Source organism: Methylobacterium isbiliense (assembly GCF_022179325.1).
GTDB classification, from domain to species: Bacteria; Pseudomonadota; Alphaproteobacteria; order Rhizobiales; family Beijerinckiaceae; genus Methylobacterium; species Methylobacterium isbiliense.
The window spans coordinates 38175-58569 of record NZ_BPQQ01000025.1 but is presented as its reverse complement, the minus strand read 5'-3'; the positions used below and the strand labels follow the sequence as shown (position 1 = coordinate 58569).

Here is a 20395-nt window from a genome sequence, read left to right as displayed (position 1 = left end):
GTCGGCTCAGCGGGAACGCGGCTTGGCGATGAGGAGAACGGCCAGTTTCATCCTCTGCGTCCTGTCGAGCGTCTCGATGATGGCGATGGTCTGCTGAGCCCTTTCCAGGCATTCGCGTGCCCAGGCTTTGCTCACGGTGAGAGAGGGAGCGGCGTAATCCGCCTCATGCCGCTTCTCTTCGAGGAAGGTGAACGCCGCGCCGACATCGAGTCCCTGCGGCTCCAGCAGCGCCTTGGCTTCTGCACTCGCGAGGCGGGTCTTGGCCGAGCCGTGATCGAGCGAGCGGTAGATCGGCACCATAACTTCGCTCTTCGACCAGCCGACGAGCGAATCGGCGCAGACGTAGCAGAGGGCGTGGAAGACCGCGTAGTAGGCCGTGCTGACGGCCCGCCGGAGCGCGGCCTTGCGCTGGCTGCCGGTGCCCGACGCCCGCGTCAATTCCTCCGCGACGGTCAGCAGATCGTAGACGAGCGGGTTCCCGAGCCGCGTCATGGCTCGTCGTCCGCGATGACCCGGTCATCCGGGAACGCGTAGTCGAGATAGGGGAAGCGCTCCTCGTCCCGATCGAGCAGGGCGCCCCGCAGGGCGCCCATCGCCCGCACGGTCGGGCGCTCGGCGGAAGGGGCTGTCCCGGGCCCGAAATGCGCCACGACCCGCAGGGCCTTGTCGCCTGCGTGGTCGACGTAGGGCTCCACATCGGCGTGCACGAAGCCGGTGGCGCCCAGGATGTCCCTGAGCACCTCGTTCACCAGCGTCTCGATCTCGGGCAGCGTCATCGGCGTAGTCCCGGAGCAGGCCTCACCCGGTCAGCCCGCCCACCAGACTCGGGATGTCGAGCGGGCGGAAGCCGTAATGGTCGAGCCAGCGCAGGTCGGCCTCGAAGAACGGGCGCAGGTCCGGCATGCCGTACTTGAGCATGGCGATGCGGTCGATGCCCATGCCCCAGGCGAAGCCCTGCACCTGATCGGGGTCGAGGCCGCACTGGCGCAGCACGTTGGGGTGCACCATCCCGCAGCCGAGGATCTCCAGCCAGTCGTCGCCCTCGCCGAAGCGGATCTCGCCCCCTTTGCGCGAGCACTGGATGTCGACCTCCGCGGAGGGCTCCGTGAAGGGGAAGAACGAGGGGCGGAAGCGCATCTTGACGCTCTCGACCTCGAAGAACGCCTTGCAGAACTCCTCCAGGATCCACTTCAGGTGCGCGATGTTGGCCGAGCGGTCGATGACCAGCCCCTCGACTTGGTGGAACATCGGCGTGTGGGTCTGGTCGGAATCGTGCCGGTAGGTGCGCCCGGGGCAGATCACCCGGATCGGGGGCTGCTGCGTGCGCATGGTGCGCACCTGCACGGGCGAGGTGTGGGTGCGCAGGAGCTTGCGCTTCCCGTCCCGGTCGGGGGCGAGGAAGAAGGTGTCGTGCATCTCGCGGGCGGGATGGCCCTCGGGGAAGTTCAGCGCCGTGAAGTTGAGCTCGTCCGTCTCGATGTCCGGCCCCTCGGCGATCGAAAAGCCCATGTCGCCGAAGATCGCCGTGATCTCGTCGATGACCTGCGTGATCGGATGCACCCGCCCGCGGGTCTCGGGCCCCTCGCGCACGGGCAGGGTCACGTCGATGCGCTCGGCCGCGAGGCGGGCGGCCAGGGCGGCCTCGGCGAGGCTCTCGCGGCGGGCCAGGATCGCGCCCTGCACGCGGTCGCGCAGCCCGTTGATCAGGGGTCCGCGCTCCTTGCGCTCCTCGGGCGACAGCGTGCCGAGCGTCTTGAGGAGGTCGGAAACGGCGCCCTTCTTGCCGAGCGCGGCCACCCGCACGCCGTCGAGCGCCGCTTCGTCCGCGGCGGCCTCGACCTTCGCGAGGAGGTCGGATTCGAGGCTGTGGAGATCGGTCATTGGGTCCCTGCCGGATCGCGCGGGGACGCCGTGCCCCGCCGGGGCCGGCCGGTCAAGCCGCGCAAACGAGAACGGCCCGCGCGGAGGCGGGCCGTCGGATGGCGCGGGGGGCGACGGGCGCCCCCGATGCGCGTGACGTCACGCCGCCTGGGCGGTCTCGGCGGGCAGCGCGGCCTTGGCCTGTGCCACCACGGCCCCGAAGGCCGCCGGCTCGTGGATGGCGAGTTCCGACAGCGCCTTGCGGTCGACCACGATCCCCGCCTTGGAGAGCCCGTCGATGAAGCGCGAATAGGTCAGGCCGTGCTCGCGCACCGCCGCGTTGAGACGCTGGATCCACAGGGCGCGGAAGCTGCGCTTGCGGTTCTTGCGGTCGCGGTAGGCGTACTGGAGGCCCTTCTCCACCGCCTGCTTGGCGATGCGGATCGTGTTCTTGCGCCGGCCGTAATAGCCCTTGGCGGCCTTGAACACCTTCTTGTGCTTGGCGTGACTCGTCACGCCGCGCTTGACGCGAGCCATGATGATCTCCTGGAATGCTTGACGAAACAGATTGATCGCGAGAGGAGGACTTCAGCCGTTGGGCAGGAAGTACTTCTTGACGTTGGCGGCATCGCCCTCGAACAGGGTGGTGGTGCCGCGCAGGTTGCGGATCTGCTTCGTGGTCCGCTTGATCATCCCGTGGCGCTTGCCGGCCTGGGCGTACATGACCTTCCCGGTCCCGGTGATCTTGAAGCGCTTCTTGGCGCCCGACTTGGTCTTGAGCTTGGGCATTTGGCTCTCCTGCCTGAGGCGAACTCCACCGGGCCCTTGCAGACCCGACGATCCAGCGATCGATGCGTGGAGCGAGACGAACCGCCACGGCAGCCCTCACGGCCGGGCGGTTCGTGATGAGGCGGGCGCCATAGCACGCCCCGGCGACGGCCGCAATCGCGCGGCGCGAGGCGGGTCCGGATCGCGTCCGGGTGAGGAAAGATGTGGGCAGCGGGGGCGGCACCCGCGCCCGGACTCCCCAGGCGCGCGGGTTCGTGTTGTGCATCGCACCGGAACCATAGCCGTAGGTTCGCGGTTCTGTTCATGTCCCGCTCAGGCCCGATCGTGCTTGATCCCGCCAACGATTGGCGTCTCAGGAGAATTCGTCGTGCGCATAGCCCAGATCGCCCCCCTCGCGGAGGCTGTCCCGCCCAAGTTCTACGGCGGCACCGAGCGCGTGGTCTCGTGGCTGACGGAGGAACTGGTCCGGCAGGGCCATGACGTGACGCTGTTCGCGAGCGGCGACTCGGAGACGAGCGCCAAGCTCGTGGCCTGCGCGCCCGAGGGCCTGCGGCTCGCCGGCATCCGCGACCACGTCGCGAGCCACCTCGCGATGCTCTACCACCTGCGTCGCCGGGCCGACGAGTTCGACATCATCCACTTCCACATCGACCTCCTGCAGTACCCGCTGTTCGAGGACCTGAACCACAAGTGCGTCACGACCCTGCACGGTCGCCTCGACGTGCCGGACTTCATGCCGGTCTACCGCACCTTCACGGGCATGCCGCTGGTGTCGATCTCCGACCACCAGCGCGGCCCGATGCCCTCGAACGCCAACTGGCTGGCCACGATCCATCACGGCCTGCCGGCCGAGAACTGCCGCTTCTCGGCGACGCCGAAGGACGGCGGCTACCTCGCCTTCCTCGGTCGCATCTCGCCCGAGAAGCGGCCCGACCGCGCCATCGAGATGGCCAAGCGCTCGGGCGTGAAGCTGAAGATCGCCGCCAAGGTCGACAAGGCCGACCAGGAGTACTGGGACGAGGTCATCGAGCCGATGACCCATCATCCGCTGATCGAGTACATCGGCGAGATCAACGAGGACCAGAAGCACGACTTCCTCGGCAACGCGCTGGCGCTGGCCTTTCCGATCGACTGGCCGGAGCCGTTCGGCCTGGTGATGATCGAGGCGATGTCGGCGGGCACGCCGGTGATCGCGTGGCGCAACGGTTCGGTGCCGGAGGTGATCAAGGACGGCGTGTCGGGCGTGGTGGTCCAGTCGATGGACGAGGCGGTGGCGGCAGTCGAGACCGTGAAGGCCATGAGCCGTCACGAGGTGCGCCGCTACTTCGAGACGCGATTCACCGCGAGCGTGATGGCCCGTTCCTATGTGAACGCCTACGAGTCGCTGATCGCGGCCGAGGCGGCGGCGATCAAGATCCCGGGCCTGTCGCTCGGCGACCATGCCCTCGGCGGCATCGCCAACGGCCATAACGGCACCAAGCCCGCGGGCCTCTGGCCGCTCTGACGTCGTCGGGCGGTTCTCCACCCCCGCCGAACGAAGGCCCGGCCTCCCCGCGGGGGCCGGGCCTTCGCACATCTGGCGCGAAAGCCGGCAGGACTCCCCCTGGCGCGGGCCGCACGATGGCCCACATTGGCGGGCGTATGGGGACAACCGGGGCGTGATTCGCCCCTCCCGCCCCCCGATCAGCCCCCTTTCGAGCTGGAGACCCGCGCCGATGGCCGTGACCGTGCAGGAGCCCGCCGCCCTCTCCCCCATCGGCTCAGGACACGACGACGAGGCGCTGCCGCAGTACCATATCGAGGCCCAGACCTCGCTGGTGGAACGGCCGCTGCGCTCGCTCAAGCACGGCGACGCGTTCGCGGTCCTCGACAGCTACGGCGATATCGGGGTGTTTCCGGGCCCCGAGGGCCTGTACTTCCAGGACACGCGCTTCCTCTCGCGGCTCGAACTGACCGTGGAGGGCCAGCGGCCGCTCCTCCTCGGCTCGGTGATCCAGGACGACAACGGGGCGCTCTCGGTCGACATGACCACCCCCGACATCCGCATCGACGCCAACGACGAGACCTCGATCCCGCGCGAGATCATCGCGCTCGATCGCACCAAATTCCTGTTCCGCGGCACCTGCTACGACCGGATCGGGCTGCGCAACTACGACACCAAGCCCCGGCATGTGCGCCTCGCGCTCACCTTCGACGCGGATTTCCGCGACCTGTTCGAAGTGCGCGGCGGCACCCGCGAGCGGCGCGGGCAGCGCAGCGTGGAGGTGACCCGGCCCGACGAGGTGACGTTCCGTTACCACGGCCTCGACGACCGCCTGCGCACCACGCGCCTGCGCTTCGGGCCGAAGCCGGTGGTGATCGAGAAGCACCGGGCGGAGTTCGAGGTTCGCCTCGCCCCGGGCGGGCGGGCCTCGGTGTTCGTGCGCGCGGTGTTCGACGCGAGCGACATCAAGGCGGACAGGCTCGTGACCGTGACGGGCAGCGCGCTGCCGATCACCTCGCCGGCCTATCCCAACCCGCGGCGGGAGGACGGCCACGCCAAGGGCGAGGGCATGGCCTTCGCGCTGGCTTACCGGGACGCCCGGCGCGACCTGCGCGCGGCCACCGCCGACATCACCACCATCGAGAGCTCGAACGACCAGTTCAACGAGGCCGCCTGCCGGGCCACCGCCGACCTCTACATGCTGGCGAGCCGCACGGAGCACGGCCTCTACCCCTATGCCGGCATCCCCTGGTACAGCACCGTGTTCGGCCGCGACGGCATCATCACCGCCATGATGACGCTGTGGATCGACCCCAACATCGCCAAGGGCGTGCTGCGCTACCTCGCGGCGACCCAGGCGAAGACCAGCGATCCCGCGGCGGACGCCCAGCCCGGCAAGATCCTGCACGAGACCCGCCACGGCGAGATGGCCAATCTCGGCGAGGTGCCCTTCCGGCAGTATTACGGCACCATCGACGCGACGCCGCTCTTCGTGATGCTGGCGGGGCAGTATTTCGAGCAGACCGGCGACAAGACCACCATCCAGGCGATCTGGCCCAACATCCTGGCGGCGCTGGAATGGATCGACGCCTTCGGCGACCGGGACGGCGACGGCTTCGTCGAATACGCCCGCGAGACCGAGAAGGGACTGGCCAACCAGGGCTGGAAGGACAGCCACGACTCGATCTTCCATGCGGACGGCCGCATGGCGCAGGGGCCGATCGCGCTGTGCGAGGTGCAGGGCTACGTCTTCGCGGCCAAGCGCTCCGCCGCGAAGCTCGCCGCCATGCTCGGCCACGCCGCCCTGGCCGAACGGCTCAAGGACGCCTCCGAGCGGCTGCGCGAGGCCTTCGACCGGGCCTTCTTCGTGCCGGAGATCGGCACCTACGCGCTGGCGCTGGACGGCGAGAAGCGCCCCTGCGCCGTGCGCTCCTCCAATGCGGGCCACGCGCTGTTCACCGGCATCGCCCATCCCGATCGCGTGGCGAGCGTCGCCGACGTGCTGATGAGCAAGGACGGGTTCAACGGCTGGGGCGTGCGCACGATCGCGCAGGGCGAGGCGCGCTTCAACCCGATGTCCTACCACAACGGCTCGATCTGGCCGCACGACAACGCCATCGTGGCGCTCGGTCTCGCCCGCTACGGGCACAAGGCGGCGGCCGCGCGGGTGTTCGAGGGCCAGCACGGCGCCTCCCTGTACCAGGAGGGGCGGCGCCTGCCCGAGCTGTTCTGCGGCTTCATCCAGCGCAAGCAGCGCGGCCCGACCAATTATCCGGTGGCCTGCAGCCCGCAGGCCTGGGCGGCGGCGGCCCCGTTCGCGTTCCTGGCCGCCTGCCTCGGGCTGGAGCTTCGCCACGACCGCAACCGCATCCGCTTCCGCGACCCGATCCTGCCGTCCTTCCTCGACGAGGTGCTGATCCGCAACCTCAAGCTCGGCGGGTCGCGGGTCGACCTGCTGCTGCACCGCCACGGCGCCGACGTCACGGTCAACGTCCTGCGCCGCAAGGGCGACGCGCAGGTGGTGCTGCTGAAGTGAGGCCGGATCCGGAGTTCGGGCTGCGTCCGGGCGAAGAGGCCGCAGCCCTGCCCGACACCTTCGATGCGGGGCTGCACTTCATCGGCCGCATCCGCACGCCCTGGGCGCGCCGGGCGGACTGCCCCAAGAACTCCGCGCAGTCGGACGCCGTCTGCACGATCGAGGTCGCCCCACTGTTCGCCCCGGCGCTCGCGGGCCTAGCCGGGACCACGCACCTGATCGTCCTCTACTGGATGGATCGCGCGCCGCGCGGACTGCTGGTGCAGCAGCCGCGCCACGCGGGCGCGCCGCGCGGCACCTTCGCGCTGCGCTCCCCGGCTCGCCCGAATCCGATCGCCCTCTCGGTCGTGGACCTTCTTGCCATCGATGGAATGCGGCTCAGTGTGCGCGGGCTCGACTGTCTCGACGGCACCCCGCTGCTCGACCTCAAACCCTATTTCGCCTCGACCGATGCCAAGCCGCAGGCGCGCGTCGGCTGGAAGGCGACAGAATCCACCGGCTGACCCGCCGGCATTGCCGCTAGGTCAAGTATAGCCGGAGCCCTGCGGCGCATCTCCTCTGACGCGGCATGGCTCGATCAATCGCGGGTTACGGTTTATCAAATTCCTGCGGGCATAACGGGCGTCGAATCGTGCAGATCGGCAGCCGTATGCGAATCAGAACAAAACTCATCGGGCTCCTCGGAGGGTTCGGGATCATCACACTGCTGGTCGCCGGGATCGGCGTGCAGGCGCTGGGCAATCTCTACGGCGCCGTGGACGAGGTGAAGGCGGCCTCGACCCGCGCGCTCTACAGCGAACGCCTGAACCGCCTCGTCACCGCGGTGGTCATGGAGGCCCGCGGCATCTACGCGGCGAAGGCCACGGACGATGCGCGCAAGTTCGCCGACGGCCTGACCACTCTCCTCAACGAGATCGATGCGCTGCTCGATGCGTGGCGGCCGCTGGTGCCAGAGGCGGACCGGCCCGTGTTCGAGGCCGTGATGCGCGACGCCGCCACCTTCCGGGCGTTCCGCACCGAAACCGCGCGGTTGGGTACGGAGGTCTCGCCGCAGGCCGCCAACCAGCAGGGCAACAACGAGGCGAACCGCGCCAACCGCAAGGCCTTCCAGACCAGCATCGACGCGCTGACGGCACGCAGCCGCGCGCAGGTCGAGGCGATCGACCGGGAGACCGAGGCGCTCTACACCTCGCGACTGCAGCTTCTCCTCGCCCTGGCGCTCGCGGGCACCACGCTCGCGATGCTGCTCGGCACGCTGATCGCGCAGCGGCAGATCGGCCGCCCGCTCGGGCGCGTCACGGCCGCAATCGGCGCCCTCGCGGCGGGCGAGCGCCAGCTGCCTGCGGTCGCGCCGCGTCGCGACGAGATCGGCGAGATCTGGTCGAGCACGCAGATCCTCGCGGAGGCGATGCGGGAGGCCGATGCGCTGCGCGCCGCGCAGGACGAGGGCACCCGGCACGCGGCCGCGCAGCGCCGGGCCGACATGGAGGCGATGGCCGGCCAGCTCGACCGCAGCGTCGGCAGTCTCGTGCGGCAGCTCACGCAGGCGGCGCAGGAGATGGAGTCCACGGCCGGCATCATGGTGCGATCGGCCGACCACGCCACCGCGCAATCCGCCACCGTGGCGGGCGCGGCCGAGCAGACCTCGGCCAACGTGCAGACCGTGGCGGCCGCCACTGAGGAGATGAGCGCCTCCATCCAGTCGATCATCGGGCAGGTGGCGCAATCGTCGGGCATCGCCGGCCAGGCTGTGGAGGATGCCAGGCGCACCGACGCCACGGTGCAGAACCTCTCGGCCAGTGCCGGTCGCATCAGCCAGGTGGTCTCCGTCATCTCCGGCATCGCCGCCCAGACCAACCTTCTGGCGCTGAACGCGACGATCGAGGCGGCCCGCGCCGGCGAGGCCGGACGCGGCTTCGCGGTCGTCGCCGCCGAGGTCAAGGATCTCGCCGGCCAGACCGCCAAGGCCACCGACGAGATCACCGCCTATGTGGGCGAGATCCAGGCCGCGACGCAGGCCGCGGTCGCCGATCTGCACCGCATCGGCGAGGTCATCGCCGAGATGGCGCGCTCGGCCACCGGGGTCGCGGCGGCGGTGGAGCAGCAGGGTGCAGCGACGCGCGAGATCGCCCGCAGCGTGCAGGCCGCCGCCCAGGGCACCGAGCGGGTGACCGAGATTGCCACCGACCTGCGCCAGGGCGCGGGCACCACCGGCGAGGCGGCCTCGCGGGTGCTGCAGGCGGCGCAGGCGCTGTCGGCCGGCTCCGAGGGCTTGGCCCAGGAGGTGCGCGGCTTCCTGGCGCGGGTGCAGGCCGCCTGAGGCGCCTGCCCGCTGCCGCGGTCTGGGCTGCCGACGCCCAGACCGCGCCTCGACCGACCGGCCGTCGGATCACCGATCCGGCGGCGTAATGCGGGTTGTCGGCAGGCCGCTTCAGGCACCGGTCCGCGCCGTCCGGCGCGCCTGTGCGAGGAGATCGGAAGCCGGGGAGACGAAGGCCACGGATCGGCTCGGTCGTTCCTCCTCGCCGACGTCGGACGCATGCGTCCTCCGCCGGCATCCTCCCGCCTCGTCCTGCGCTGCGCCGGAGCCGTCCCATACGGCGGGCAGCGAGTGCCGGCCGAACCCGATCGAGTGCAGGACCTGTCAGCGCAGGTGGCCGGTGCGAACGCGCCGCAGGGCCGCCCGGACCCGCTGAGCCAGCCGCCACAGGCCGAGATAGCGCTCGATCGCGCCCGTCAGCCGGGCCGGATCGAGGCCGCCCGGCGGAACGGCGGCGATCTCGGCAATGCGGGTCCGGTCCGGGTAGAGGTCGCCGAGGATACGGTTCTCGATCGTGACGGAATCGAGACGTCGGGCGAAGTCTCCGGCGTGGAAGGCCCGGATGATCTCGAGTTCCAGCAGGGCGCCGGGTGCGAGCGCGGCGTGGGCCTCGTCGTAGGCCGTCTTGAGCAGAAAGGCGGTGCCGCCGCCGACCAGCGCCAGACTGGCCGCGATCACGGCGCCGTCGAGGCGCAGCAGGTCGGCGCGCGGCACGAAGGGCCGAGACGCCGCCGCGAACAGGTCCTGCGCGAAGGCCGTGGTGGCCGCGCGGCTCGCGAGCGCCGTGCCCGCCCTGCCCTTCCAGCCCCTCCCCTCCAGGGCGAGGAAGGCCCGGAGCGCGCCCGCGAGGTCGCCGTCCGGCCCGACGCTCTCGACGCTCACGCGGCCCGCCTCATCGAGGCGGCGACGGCGACGGCGCAGGTCCTTCAGGCGGCCCTTGCAGGGATGTCCGGACAGGAAGGCATCGTGGCTCGGGCGGCGGTCGAGGATCGGACGCTCATAGGACGAGATCGTCGCGAGCTGCCAGCCCGCCTCCTGCATCGCGAGGCGCAGCGCCCGCCCGACCGGCTCGTCTGCCGGCAGGCCCGGCCACCACCAGCCCGATCCGCCGCAGCTCTGCCCCAGCCCCTCGACCAGCGCCGCAAGGGCCGGGGCGAAGGCGGCTCCGTCCGCGACCAGCGGCGCCTTGGCCATGATGAAGGGGGAGCCGAAGGGCTTGGCCACGCGAAGCCGGGGTCCGAGGCGGACGCGGCGGAACGGCAGCAGCGCCAGGAGATCGCTTCGGTCGCGCACCGCCAGGCACGCAAGATCGGCCGGCGCGAGCCCGTTCGCCCGATGCGCCTCGATCATCTGCCGGCTGTAATCCGGCGAAGGGGCGAGGGCGCGGGCCGTGAGTGCGTCCCAGGCCCTCGGATCGAGCGCCGCGACGGGCAGCACCTCGGCGCGAAGGGTGGTGGCGGCACCGAGCCGCAGCACCGGGGCGTTCATGCGAGACTTCCCGCAAAGGCCGGCGTGACCACGCCGAGGCGCAGCCGCGCGGCGGCGGCCAGGAGACAGCCGCGCAGCGCCACGGCGAGGGCGGCGGAGAGCGCCGCTCCCGTCACCCCCAGCCCCGGCACCAGGAGCAGCATCAGGACGATGGAGAAGCCGAGCACCGCGAGCGTGATGGCGGCGCAGAGGCGTTCGGCGCCGAGCATGGTGAGCACGTCCTCCGCCGGCCCGAACGCGGCCGCGCCGACATGCCCGGCCACGAGGATGGCGAGGAGCGGCAGGGCGGAGCGGAACCCGGCGCCGAACAGCCCAAGCAGCAGGGGGCTCGCGGCGAGGAGGCCGAGGCCGGTCGCGAGCGTGGCGAGCAGGGTCAGGCGCGACCAGTGGCGCACGAGGCGGTCCAGGCCCGTCTGGTCGTCCAGCGCCCCCGCTTCGGCGATGCGGGGGGCCGTGACCGCCGAGGCGGCGTAATGGACGAAGGCGAGGAATTGCAGCAGGCGCGTGGCCGCGAAGTAGACCCCCACCGCCTCCGGCTCCAGCAGGAAGCCGAGCACCAGCACGTCGGCGAAGGCGAAGCCGGACCCGGCCAGGTCGATGAGCCCGATCGGCAGCGCCGCGTTCATCCAGCGCCGCCACGGCCAGGCGCGCCGCCCCGGCGGCAGCACCTGCCGCAGGCGCGAGGACAGCAGGGCGGCCTGGACCGCCAGCGCCAGCGCGGTGGCGATGAGCGTGCAGGCGACGGCCGTGGCCGCCTCCGGCGGCGCGCCGAGGGCGAGGGCCGCGAGCATCGCCGCCATGATCAGGCCCTGGCGCAGCAGATAGGGCGGCGCGATCGCCAGCAGCGTCCAGTGCTGCGCCCGCGCGAGGCCCTCGCAGTAATCCTGAAGGGCGAAGAGCGGCAGCACGAGCGCGGCGACGAGCAGCGGCGCGGCGTAGGGCTCCGCCACCGCGCCCGGCACGAGGATGACGACGGCCGCACCCGCGCCCGCGAGCAGCGCCCCAACCCCGAGGGAGACGGCCGCCCCGAACGCGATGTAACCGCGGGCGAGATCGGTTTCGCCCGTCGCCCGGTAGGCGGGCAGGAAGCGGGACGCCGCCTGCGACAGGCCCCAGGTGGAGGCGTGGCCGAGGAGTGCGGTCCAGACCCAGACCGACGCGAAGATGCCGTACTCGGCCCCGCCCATCAGCCGGGCCATCAGGGCCTGTGCGCCGAAGGCGAAGCCCGCCGCGGCGATGCGCACGCCGAAGACCGCCGCGGCCGAGCGGGCGAGCCCGCCGGTGTCGGGCGCCATGCGCGAATCGCCGAACGAAGCCCCCACCGTCATCCCGCCGCCACCAGCGCTGGCCGGCAGGCGATGCGCGCCGGTGCCCTGGACTAGCGCATCGGGATTGTTGCCCGGTTAAGCGGCGCGCGATGGTTCTCGCGATCGCCGCGGGACTATTTTGCGACGGGACCGGCGCTGGCCGCGGATTGCGACGGGGGGCTCGGTGCCGGACCCGGCGTCGGGGTGCCGGTCACGTCCGGCTGCAGCAGCGAGACTGTGATGGCGCGGGTGACGTGCTCGGCCATGCAGCGGGAGCCGAGATCGGCGAGGCGGAAGCCGCTCATCGGCAGCGTGCCCTTGGAGGCGCCCGCGAGGTAGCGCATCGCCTCGAAGCGCAGCACCAGCGGCACCTGCCGCGCGGCCGCCACCTTCTGGATCGCGCGCACGAACTCGTTGTAGTAGTCGTCCTTGGCGAGACTCGCGGTGTATTGCGGATCGACCAGCACGATGTCGATACCATGCGACTTGATCCAGTCGACGGTGTCGGCGAGCGAGGCGGCGAAAGCCTCGACGTCGACGCGCGCGAGCGCGTCGTTGGAGCCGACCTGCCAGACCACGAGATCCGGCTCGATCTCCGCCACCATGTTGCGCAGGCGCTCGGCCGCCCCGTAGGCGATCTCCCCGGACAGGCCGCGGCTGTCGACGTCCACCGTCACGTCCGGGAAGGATTGCTCCAGGGCCGTTTCGAGCTTGACCGGGTAGTTGGCGGCGGCGCCGAGGCCGCCGGAGGTGGAGCCGATCGAGAGCACGTGCACGGAGCGGTGCTCCTTGAGCGCCTTCTTCACCCCCCGCAGCTTCGCCAGCGTGTAGAGCTTCGAGCCGGGCACCCGGCATTCCGGCGACAGGCTGGCATCCGGCGTGTCGGGGAGCGGAATCTCGGCGCCGACCGGCTTCTCGGACGGAGCCGCGCCCTGCGCGGCGGCGCTGGGCGGCACGGCGGCCGCGGCGAGCCCGGCGGCGAGGATGCCCGTCAGGCCGTACCGGAGGACCTGGGGGAGCGGGAGCGCCATTCGACGAACCATGCGGTGAACGCCAGGAGACAGATCCCCGATCCTACGACAAACACGTCGACGGCGAAACCGCCCCCGGTCCAGAACCTTAACAGCTGGGCCGCGAGGCTCGCGATCGACCCGACCGAGAACACCGCGAGCGAGTTGCGGCCGAGCGCCGCGAGCTGGGCGCTGAGCCATGCGGCGTGCCGGTCGATCCACTCGAACGCGCCGTTGAAGGCGAGCACGACGCCGATGAAGTGGATCAGCCGGGCGGGCGGCAGGTTCGATTTATCGAAGGTGAAGAACAGGCGCGGCTCCGGCACCAGCAGCGGGTCGGGCCGGATGTGGAACCACGCGAGATAGGCGCCGAGCCCCACGATGGCGATGCCGAGCGGCCGCAGGCGGCGGCGCCAAACGAGGAAGCCCGGCGATTCCCGCCGCCATTCGTGCGCCAGGAAGCCGAGGACGAGCAGGAGCTGCCAGCTGAACGGGTTGAAGAACCAGTGCCCCTCCCCCGGCCAGGACGGCACGTTGAGCTCGAAGGTCAAGGCGGCGGCGTAGAGGGCGAGCGAGGCGCCGAGCGCGAGCGCCCGGCTGACCCGGGCGAGGAGCACGAAGATCGGCGCGAGGCCGAGCAGCACCACGTAGAGCGGCAGGATGTTGAAGAAGCCGAGCTGGTGCAGCAGCGTGACCCAGCCGACCATGGTTTGCACCGGATCGGTGAAGACCGGCCCGGCATTGTGCCATTCGAGGAGCAGCGGATTGTCGGTGTAGAGCGCGGCGCCTGCCAGCATGGCGAGCGCGATCGCCGTGATCACGAGCTGCGCCCGGTAGACCTCGACCATGCGAGAGAGCAGCCGCAGCAGCGTGCGGCTCGCGGGTTCCGGCACGCCCTTGCGGCCCCGGACCGCAATGCCGATCGACCATCCCGCCAGGAAGACGAACAGCTCGGCGGCGTCCGAGATGCCGTACTGCGAATAGGTGTAGTTCTGGAAGACGTTGCCGGGGATGTGATTGATGAAGATGGTGATCAGGGCGAGCCCGCGCCAGAAATCGACTGCGTTCGGTTCGCGCGCCATGCTGAGCTTGTCCGATCCGTCGAGTCCGCAGGGCCGCGCCGCGGCCGGAAGGTCCGCGAACGGGTGTTCGTTCCTTATCGAGAGCCTTACCGGCCCGCGACCGGCGCATCGCCCGGCCGCGTGCGCCAGCGCACACGCGCCTCAGCGCACGATGCGGTCCAGGCGGTTGTCGATGAAGAAGTAGAGTTCGCGCCCGCCGGGCTCGGCATAGAGCACCTGCACCTCGCGCTGTCCGCGACCGCTCTCCCCGACGAGCACGTCGGTGGGCGGTCTGCCCTTGATGACCACCAGATCGCACTCGGCGATGCCGGGCGCGATCGTGGCGGCCGCGCGCGGGGCCGGGCCGGTGCAGGAGCCGTCCGGGGCGAGCACGGCGCCGAGACCGGGCCTCGGCGCCGGCTGCGGCACCGGTGCGACCGGGGCAGCGCGCTCCGGCCCGGAGCCGCACCCCGCCAGCGCGGCGCTCACGCCCGCCAGGATCACCGCCCGCGTCCCTCTCATCGTCCCTCGCCGCCCTGCCGTGCCGCCAGCGCCGCCTCGTAGAGGCGACGGGCCTCGCTGCGGAAGGCCACCCGCGAGGCTTGGCGGGAATAGAACATGTGCCCGCCCGGGAAAACCGCCAAGCTGAGCCGCCGCTCCGGCCCGAAGGTCGGGATCTGGTCGAGGATGAGCTTCGACGCGAAGTAGGGCGTCACGAGGTCGGTGTAGCCGTGGGCGACCAGCACCCGCATCGCCCCGTCGAGGGCGAGCGCTTGGCGCAACTCGCTCACCGCCTCCGGCGGGGTGCGGCCAGAGCCCCAGCTCCAGGCCCGGTTCACCGCGCTGCTGAGGAGTTCGTAGCGCAGGTTGACGACCCGCCAGTTCAGGGTGCGGGCGTAATGGTCGACCATCGCGCTCGACAAGGGCGCCAGCATCGCGGTCAGCAGCGGATCCTCGAAGCCCGCATGGGCGGCGGTGGGTTCCGGGTTCCAGCCGGTCACGCCGGTGTCGTAGGCGCTGGCGATCCGATCCTCGCCGCGGGCGGTCTCGCGCTGGAAGCTGCCGGTGGAGATGCGCCCGGCCTGACGCCGCACGAGGTCCGGATCGAGCCCGGTGAAGCTCGAGACCCGGGCGGTGAGTCGGGCCCGGGCCTGCGCGTCGCCGGGGCCGCGCAGGAGGTCGGCGAGGTAGTCGGTCGCCGCGTAGGTCTCGGCCTCGGCCATGGTCTGCGGCCCCGGCGTGAGGCCGCGCCGCTCCAGGCCGGCCGCCGCGAGCGAGGGCAGCCGGGTGACGTCGCCGAGCGGGTTGTGGCGTGGCGGCTGAAGCCAGCCGAAATCGAGCACCGGCGAGAGCAGCACCAGACCCGAGAGGCCGACGCCCACGTCGTCCTGCAGCTTGCGGGCGATGAGCGGGCCGCGGAAGCCGCCGTAGCTCTCGCCGAGGAAGAACTTCGGCGAGGCGAGCCGGTCGTTGGTGCGCAGCCAGCGGGCGATGGCCGCGGCGAGCACCGACGCATCGGCGTCGATCGAGAAGTAGCGCTTGCCGTCGTCGCCGGCCGCCCGGCTGTAGCCGGTGCCGACCGGATCGATGAAGACGAGATCGGTGAAGTCGAGCCACGTCTCGTCGTTCGGCACCGGCACCGGCACCGTCGAGGGGCTGATGCTCGGCCCGTCCAGCGGCAGGCGCCAGGGCCCCACCGCCCCGAGGTTGAGATAGGCCGAGGCCGCGCCCGGACCGCCGTTCAGGCCGAAGGTGACCGGGCGCGCCACGGGGCTGCGGTCCGGCAGCGTGTAGGCCGTGAAGGCGATCTCGGCCTGAAGCTTGCCCGCCTCGTCCACGAGGGCGAGGCTGCCGGCGGTGGCCGTCAGGGCGAGCGTGCGCCCGTCCGAGAGGGTGAGGCTGTGCTGCGTCACGGCGTCGGCGGGGAGCTTGCGCCCCTCGGGCTGGCGCGCCTCCGCCGGCCGCGCTTCCGGGCGGGGCTGCGCCAGCGCGGATCCCCCCGCCGCGGGCAGGCCCGCCGCCAGGGCGGCGAGCAGCATCAGGACACGGATCATGGGGTTCTCCTCCCGGGATTGGGCGGGGTCGCCGCTCACGCCTTCTTCTGCCAGCGCCCGCTCTCGTCCTGCTGCCAGTAGGCGACGCTGTGACCGGCCTCCTTGGCGGCACGCCACTGCTCGCGCGCAAACAGCAGGGCGTCCTGGTCGCCGCCGTCGAACAGGACGCAGATGCGGGCGTAGCTGCCGGCATCCTCCGGCAGCGGCGCGCCGTCGACGAGGAAGCGGATGGTCGCGGCGTTGGGGTTGGCGTCGCGCAGGGTGAGCACCACGGGCTGCGTGCCCGCATCGGGGTCGCGGTCGGTGCCGTGGGGCAGGAAGCTTTCGTCCGAGAAGGTCCAGAGATGGTCGTCGAGGGCCTGGAGCCGCTCCTCGCTCGTGGCCTGCACGGTGACGCGCCACTGCCGCTCCAGGGATTTCTCCAGGAGGCTCGGCAGCACCGATTCCAGGGGCTGGCGCTGCATGTGGTAGAACAGGATCTCGGTCACGGCGGTGAGATAGGGTGGTTTGCCGCCGCGGTCAGGGCGCGATCACGTGCGGCACGAAGCGCGCCCGGTTGCCGGTGATGAGGCCGGGGCTCTCGCGCAGGCACAGGCCCGCCGGCTCGTTCCCGACGATCCAGCTGCCGAGGAGCACCCGCTGCTCCCCGAAGGCGGCGAGGTCGGCCAGCGCCTGGCGCACGAAGCCCTCGCCTCCGTAGGGTCCGTCCTCCCGGGCGACCACCGCGCCGTCGCGCACCATGAGCACGTTCGCGCCCTCCCGCGACAGGATCGGCTTCTTGACGAAGCTCGTGCCCAGCGCGGCCTTGGCCGGGTCGTCCTCGAAGTAGGCGGGCAGCAGGTTCGGATGGCCGGGCTCCATCGCCCAGAGATGCGCGAGCAGCCCCTTGTTGGAGAGCACCGCCTTCCAGGGCGGTTCGAGGAAGCGGGTCGGGGTGGCCGACAGGCGTTGGCCGAACGGATCGCGGAAGGCCCATTCCCACGGATAGAGCTTGAACAGCGTGCCCAGGGCCGCCCCGAGACGATCCGCGAAGGCGCCGTCCTCCCTCACCGAGACGGCGTCGAGCGGCACGAAGCGGGTGGCGAGACCCGCCTGATGCGCGCAATCCTGCAGGTAGGCCACCGTGCCGCGATCCTCCAACGCGTCGGCGAGGCAGGTGAAGGCCACGGGCCCGCGGATCTCGCCGAAGCGGGCGACCAAGCGCTCGTGCACGGAATTGAACTGGTCCGTGCCGGCGGGCAGCCGCCCGCGCGCGAGGCCGTCCTCCAGCCAGAGCCACTGGAACACGCCGGTCTCGTAGAGGGCGGTGGGCGTGTCGGCGTTGTATTCGAGGAGCTTCGCCGGGCCGCTGCCGTCGTAGGCGAAATCGAGCCGTCCGTAGAGGGAGGGGTCGCGGCGCAGCCAGCTGTCGCGCACCGCCGCGAAGGCGTGGGGCGGAATCGCCAGCGAGGCGAGGATCCGATCGTCGGCCACCGCGCGGTCCACGAAGGCGAGGCAGAGGGCGTGGATTTCGGCGCTCGGCGCCTCGATGTCGCGCTCGATCTGATCGAGGCTGAACGCGTAGGCGTGGGACTCGTCCCAGTAGGGGGCGCCGTCGAGGGTGTGGAAGGAGAAGCCCGCCGCCTCGGCCTGCGCCCGCCAGTCCGGCCGCTCCCCGAGGTCGCGCCGGCGCATCAGCTGCCCCCGTGCGCCGAGACCGCGTGCCCGGTGCCGCCGAAGCCGCCCGAGGCGACGACGCGAGGCGAGCTGGTGCTCGTGTGCGCGACCGCCGAGGAGACGCGCGCGCTGCTCGATCCGCTGCTCGCGGTCCAGACCCGCCCGCCGGCACTGGTGCAATAGCTGCCCGCATGCCCGCCGCCCGCGCCGCAGGGGCGGGTCTCGTGACGGTAGAGGGGCTGCACGGGTAGCTTCTGCTCGGGCGTGCGGCCGATCATGAAGCCGGAGAGCGTCGGAATGAAGTAGCCGGCGGCCACGGGCGAGACGAACCCGCCCGCGGTGCAGCCGCCGCAGCCGTGATGGGCCTCGCAATCGCCGTTCGTGGCGTAGCGGGGCGCGGCCTGCGGGTAGAGGCTGCGCACCTCGCGGTCGGCGGATTCGCAATCCTCCCGCGAGCGCAGGCCCTGACCCAGGCAGGCGGCGAGGTCGCGATAGACGAGAGCATCCTCCTCCCGCTGCGAGGGGTCCCGGCGGGCGAGGCCCCAGGCGGCGGCGCCCACGCCGAGGAGCAGGACGAGAGAGACCGTCTGCGAGCGCTTGGAGCCGGGACGTCCGGAGCCGGGCTGCATGGTCAGTACGTCATCGCGGCGGCGTTGATCACGCCCGCCGCCAGGGAGGCGGCGGCGAGAAAGACCGCGGGGGCGCTCTCGCCGGCCTCGATCTGGCGCGACATCTCCGGCAGCGTCGCGCGCACCGCCCAGTAGACCCCCATCTGCACGATGAGGGCGACGAGCCCCCAGACCGCGCAATCCAGAAGGCCTTGGGCGTTGTAGATCGCCACCGCGAGCGGGAGCGTGAAGGCGATGAGGCTGCCGCCCAGCGCGATCGCCGCCGCCGTGACGCCGCGCCGGATCAGCGCCAGCTCGTCATGCGCGGTCGCGAGCAAGTAGATGACGAGATAGATCGCGACGAGGACCGCGGCGGTGGCGAAGTAGGCCAGGAAGGCGCCAAGTCCCGAAATCGACGCCAGCATCCGCCCCCCGCTTCCCGGCCGATTCTCCTGCCAGGCTTCACTACACCGGCGCGGCGCCTCAGACCAGACGGCTCTGCACGATCGCCGCCTCGACGAAGCTCTTGAAGAGCGGATGAGGTTCGAAGGGCCGCGACTTCAACTCGGGATGGAACTGCACGCCGATGAACCAGGGATGACCTTCGACTTCGACCGTCTCCGGGAGGAGACCGTCGGGCGAGAGGCCGGCGAAGCGCAGGCCCGCGGCCTCCAGCCGGTCGCGATAGGCCATGTTGACCTCGTAGCGGTGGCGGTGGCGCTCCGCGATGGCGGTGCCGCCGTAGATCTCGGCGATGCGCGAGCCCGGCGCGAGGGTCGCCCGGTAGGAGCCGAGCCGCATCGTGCCGCCGAGATCGCCCTCGGCCACGCGCCGCTCCAGTTCGTTGCCGCGCATCCACTCGGTCAGCAGGCCGACCACCGGCTCGGGCGTGGGGCCGAATTCCGTGGAATTCGCCGCCTCGATGCCGGCGAGCGAGCGGGCCGCCTCCACCACCGCCATCTGCATGCCGAAGCAGATGCCCAGGTACGGGATCTTCTTCTCGCGGGCGTAGCGGGCCGCGCGGATCTTGCCCTCGGCCCCGCGCTGGCCGAACCCGCCCGGCACCAGGATGCCGTTCAGGCCCTCCAGGAACGGCCCGGGATCCTCGCGCTCGAAGATCTCCGCCTCGATCCATTCGAGGTTGACCTTCACCCGGTTGGCGATGCCGCCGTGGGTGAGCGCCTCGATCAGCGACTTGTAGGCGTCCTTGAGCCCCGTGTACTTGCCGACGATGGCGATCGAGACCTCGCCCTCCGGGTTCCTCACCCGCTCGGAGATGGTGCGCCAGCGCTCCAGCTTCGGCTCGGCGGCGCTCTCCAGGCCGAAATGCGCCAGCACCTCGCGGTCGAGTCCCTCGTCGCGGTAGGAGAGCGGCACGTCGTAGATCGAGGCGACGTCGCGGGCCTCGATCACGGCGGTCTCGCGCACGTTGCAGAACTGCGCGAGCTTGCGCCGCTCCTCGCGCGGGATCGGCCGGTCGCAGCGGCAGAGCAGGATGTCGGGCTGGATGCCGATCGAGCGCAGCTCCGCCACCGAATGCTGGGTCGGTTTGGTCTTCAGCTCGCCCGCCGAGGGGATGTAGGGCAGGAGCGTCAGGTGGATGTAGGCGCACAGGCCACGCGGCAGCTCCTGGCCGAGCTGGCGGATCGCCTCGAAGAACGGCAGGCCCTCGATGTCGCCGACCGTGCCGCCGATCTCGACCAGCACGAAATCGTACGCATCGTTGCCGTCGAGGACGAACTCCTTGATGGCGTTGGTGACGTGCGGGATGACCTGGATCGTCGCCCCGAGATAGTCCCCGCGGCGCTCCTTGGTGATGATGTCGAGGTAGATCCGGCCGGTGGTGATGTTGTCGGCCTTGGTGGCCGGCACGCCGGTGAAGCGCTCGTAATGCCCGAGGTCGAGATCGGTCTCGGCCCCGTCGTCGGTGACGAAGACCTCGCCGTGCTGGGTCGGGCTCATCGTGCCCGGATCGACGTTGAGGTAGGGGTCGAGCTTGCGCAGGCGGACCTTGTAGCCGCGGGCCTGCAGGAGCGCGCCGAGGGCCGCCGACGCGAGCCCCTTGCCGAGAGAGGAGACCACGCCGCCGGTGATGAAGACGTACCGCGTCATGGGACCTGCTCCATACATCGGCGGGGCTGACTTGCCAAACGCCCGGGGGCTCCAACGGGATCGGTCCCGGACGGCGGGCGCCGGCCGGATCCACAGACTTTATCGGGCGGC

General features: G+C 71.3%; 20 protein-coding genes. 4 read left to right on the top strand and 16 right to left on the bottom strand.

What is annotated here, in order from left to right; translation table 11 throughout:
- Window positions 1-6: 6 nt before the first annotated feature.
- The 5 genes from MFF61_RS11885 to rpmI all read right to left on the bottom strand — a co-directional run bounded on the left by MFF61_RS11885 (window position 7) and on the right by rpmI (window position 2649).
- Complete coding sequence (locus MFF61_RS11885; protein WP_238235333.1) at window positions 7-492, bottom strand: hypothetical protein; 486 nt, start codon at window positions 490-492, stop codon at window positions 7-9.
- Entirely contained in the window at window positions 489-776 is a 288-nt protein-coding gene (locus MFF61_RS11880) for a hypothetical protein (RefSeq protein WP_238235332.1), read from the bottom strand. Before MFF61_RS11880 ends, MFF61_RS11885 begins: the two co-directional genes overlap by 4 nt.
- Before the next feature lie 22 nt (window positions 777-798).
- Entirely contained in the window at window positions 799-1881 is a 1083-nt protein-coding gene (pheS, locus tag MFF61_RS11875; RefSeq protein ID WP_238235331.1) for a phenylalanine--tRNA ligase subunit alpha, read from the bottom strand.
- 138 nt (window positions 1882-2019) lie between these two features.
- On the bottom strand, window positions 2020-2397 hold the full coding sequence (gene rplT, locus MFF61_RS11870; RefSeq protein WP_238235330.1) for a 50S ribosomal protein L20: 378 nt from the start codon (window positions 2395-2397) through the stop codon (window positions 2020-2022).
- Window positions 2398-2448: 51 nt separating this feature from the next.
- Window positions 2449-2649 (bottom strand): 50S ribosomal protein L35, encoded by a 201-nt coding sequence (rpmI, locus tag MFF61_RS11865; RefSeq protein WP_055879647.1) that lies wholly within the window; start codon window positions 2647-2649, stop codon window positions 2449-2451.
- A gap of 367 nt (window positions 2650-3016) precedes the next feature.
- Here rpmI and MFF61_RS11860 point away from each other — a divergent pair, with 367 nt between their 5' ends.
- The 4 genes from MFF61_RS11860 (at window position 3017) to MFF61_RS11845 (ending at window position 8988) form a co-directional block, all read left to right on the top strand.
- A complete protein-coding gene (locus tag MFF61_RS11860; RefSeq protein ID WP_238235329.1) occupies window positions 3017-4153 on the top strand; it encodes a glycosyltransferase family 4 protein in 1137 nt (378 codons plus the stop codon).
- Between the two features lie 211 nt (window positions 4154-4364).
- The gene (locus MFF61_RS11855) at window positions 4365-6668 is read left to right on the top strand and encodes an amylo-alpha-1,6-glucosidase (RefSeq protein WP_238235328.1); all 2304 of its coding nucleotides are present in this window, start codon (window positions 4365-4367) and stop codon (window positions 6666-6668) included.
- Entirely contained in the window at window positions 6665-7171 is a 507-nt protein-coding gene (gene tsaA / locus MFF61_RS11850) for a tRNA (N6-threonylcarbamoyladenosine(37)-N6)-methyltransferase TrmO (RefSeq protein ID WP_238235327.1), read from the top strand. The genes MFF61_RS11855 and tsaA overlap by 4 nt, the downstream gene beginning before the upstream one ends.
- Before the next feature lie 146 nt (window positions 7172-7317).
- Complete coding sequence (locus MFF61_RS11845; protein ID WP_238235326.1) at window positions 7318-8988, top strand: methyl-accepting chemotaxis protein; 1671 nt, start codon at window positions 7318-7320, stop codon at window positions 8986-8988.
- A gap of 324 nt (window positions 8989-9312) precedes the next feature.
- Here the strand turns inward: MFF61_RS11845 and MFF61_RS11840 are convergent, their stop codons facing one another.
- The 11 genes from MFF61_RS11840 to pyrG form a co-directional block, all read right to left on the bottom strand.
- Window positions 9313-10476, bottom strand: a complete 1164-nt coding sequence (locus MFF61_RS11840; RefSeq protein ID WP_238235325.1) for a GNAT family N-acetyltransferase — start codon at window positions 10474-10476, stop codon at window positions 9313-9315.
- On the bottom strand, window positions 10473-11804 hold the full coding sequence (locus tag MFF61_RS11835) for a lipopolysaccharide biosynthesis protein (protein ID WP_373324680.1): 1332 nt from the start codon (window positions 11802-11804) through the stop codon (window positions 10473-10475). The genes MFF61_RS11840 and MFF61_RS11835 overlap by 4 nt, the downstream gene beginning before the upstream one ends.
- 113 nt (window positions 11805-11917) lie before the next feature.
- Complete coding sequence (locus MFF61_RS11830; protein ID WP_238235323.1) at window positions 11918-12814, bottom strand: SGNH/GDSL hydrolase family protein; 897 nt, start codon at window positions 12812-12814, stop codon at window positions 11918-11920.
- On the bottom strand, window positions 12775-13875 hold the full coding sequence (locus MFF61_RS11825; protein ID WP_238235322.1) for an OpgC family protein: 1101 nt from the start codon (window positions 13873-13875) through the stop codon (window positions 12775-12777). The genes MFF61_RS11830 and MFF61_RS11825 overlap by 40 nt, the downstream gene beginning before the upstream one ends.
- Window positions 13876-14016: 141 nt before the next feature.
- Window positions 14017-14376, bottom strand: a complete 360-nt coding sequence (locus MFF61_RS11820; RefSeq protein ID WP_238235321.1) for a hypothetical protein — start codon at window positions 14374-14376, stop codon at window positions 14017-14019.
- The gene (locus MFF61_RS11815) at window positions 14373-15908 is read right to left on the bottom strand and encodes a S10 family peptidase (protein WP_238235320.1); all 1536 of its coding nucleotides are present in this window, start codon (window positions 15906-15908) and stop codon (window positions 14373-14375) included. Before MFF61_RS11815 ends, MFF61_RS11820 begins: the two co-directional genes overlap by 4 nt.
- Before the next feature lie 35 nt (window positions 15909-15943).
- Window positions 15944-16396 (bottom strand): DNA polymerase III subunit chi, encoded by a 453-nt coding sequence (locus tag MFF61_RS11810; RefSeq protein WP_238235319.1) that lies wholly within the window; start codon window positions 16394-16396, stop codon window positions 15944-15946.
- A gap of 31 nt (window positions 16397-16427) precedes the next feature.
- Window positions 16428-17582 (bottom strand): glutathionylspermidine synthase family protein, encoded by a 1155-nt coding sequence (locus tag MFF61_RS11805; protein WP_238235318.1) that lies wholly within the window; start codon window positions 17580-17582, stop codon window positions 16428-16430.
- Window positions 17582-18193, bottom strand: coding sequence for a DUF1190 domain-containing protein (locus tag MFF61_RS11800; RefSeq protein ID WP_238235317.1), 612 nt, complete (start codon window positions 18191-18193; stop codon window positions 17582-17584). The genes MFF61_RS11805 and MFF61_RS11800 overlap by 1 nt, the downstream gene beginning before the upstream one ends.
- 2 nt (window positions 18194-18195) lie before the next feature.
- Window positions 18196-18597 (bottom strand): DUF350 domain-containing protein, encoded by a 402-nt coding sequence (locus MFF61_RS11795; RefSeq protein ID WP_238235316.1) that lies wholly within the window; start codon window positions 18595-18597, stop codon window positions 18196-18198.
- A gap of 58 nt (window positions 18598-18655) precedes the next feature.
- Window positions 18656-20284 (bottom strand): CTP synthase, encoded by a 1629-nt coding sequence (gene pyrG, locus MFF61_RS11790; RefSeq protein ID WP_238235315.1) that lies wholly within the window; start codon window positions 20282-20284, stop codon window positions 18656-18658.
- Window positions 20285-20395: the final 111 nt, after the last annotated feature.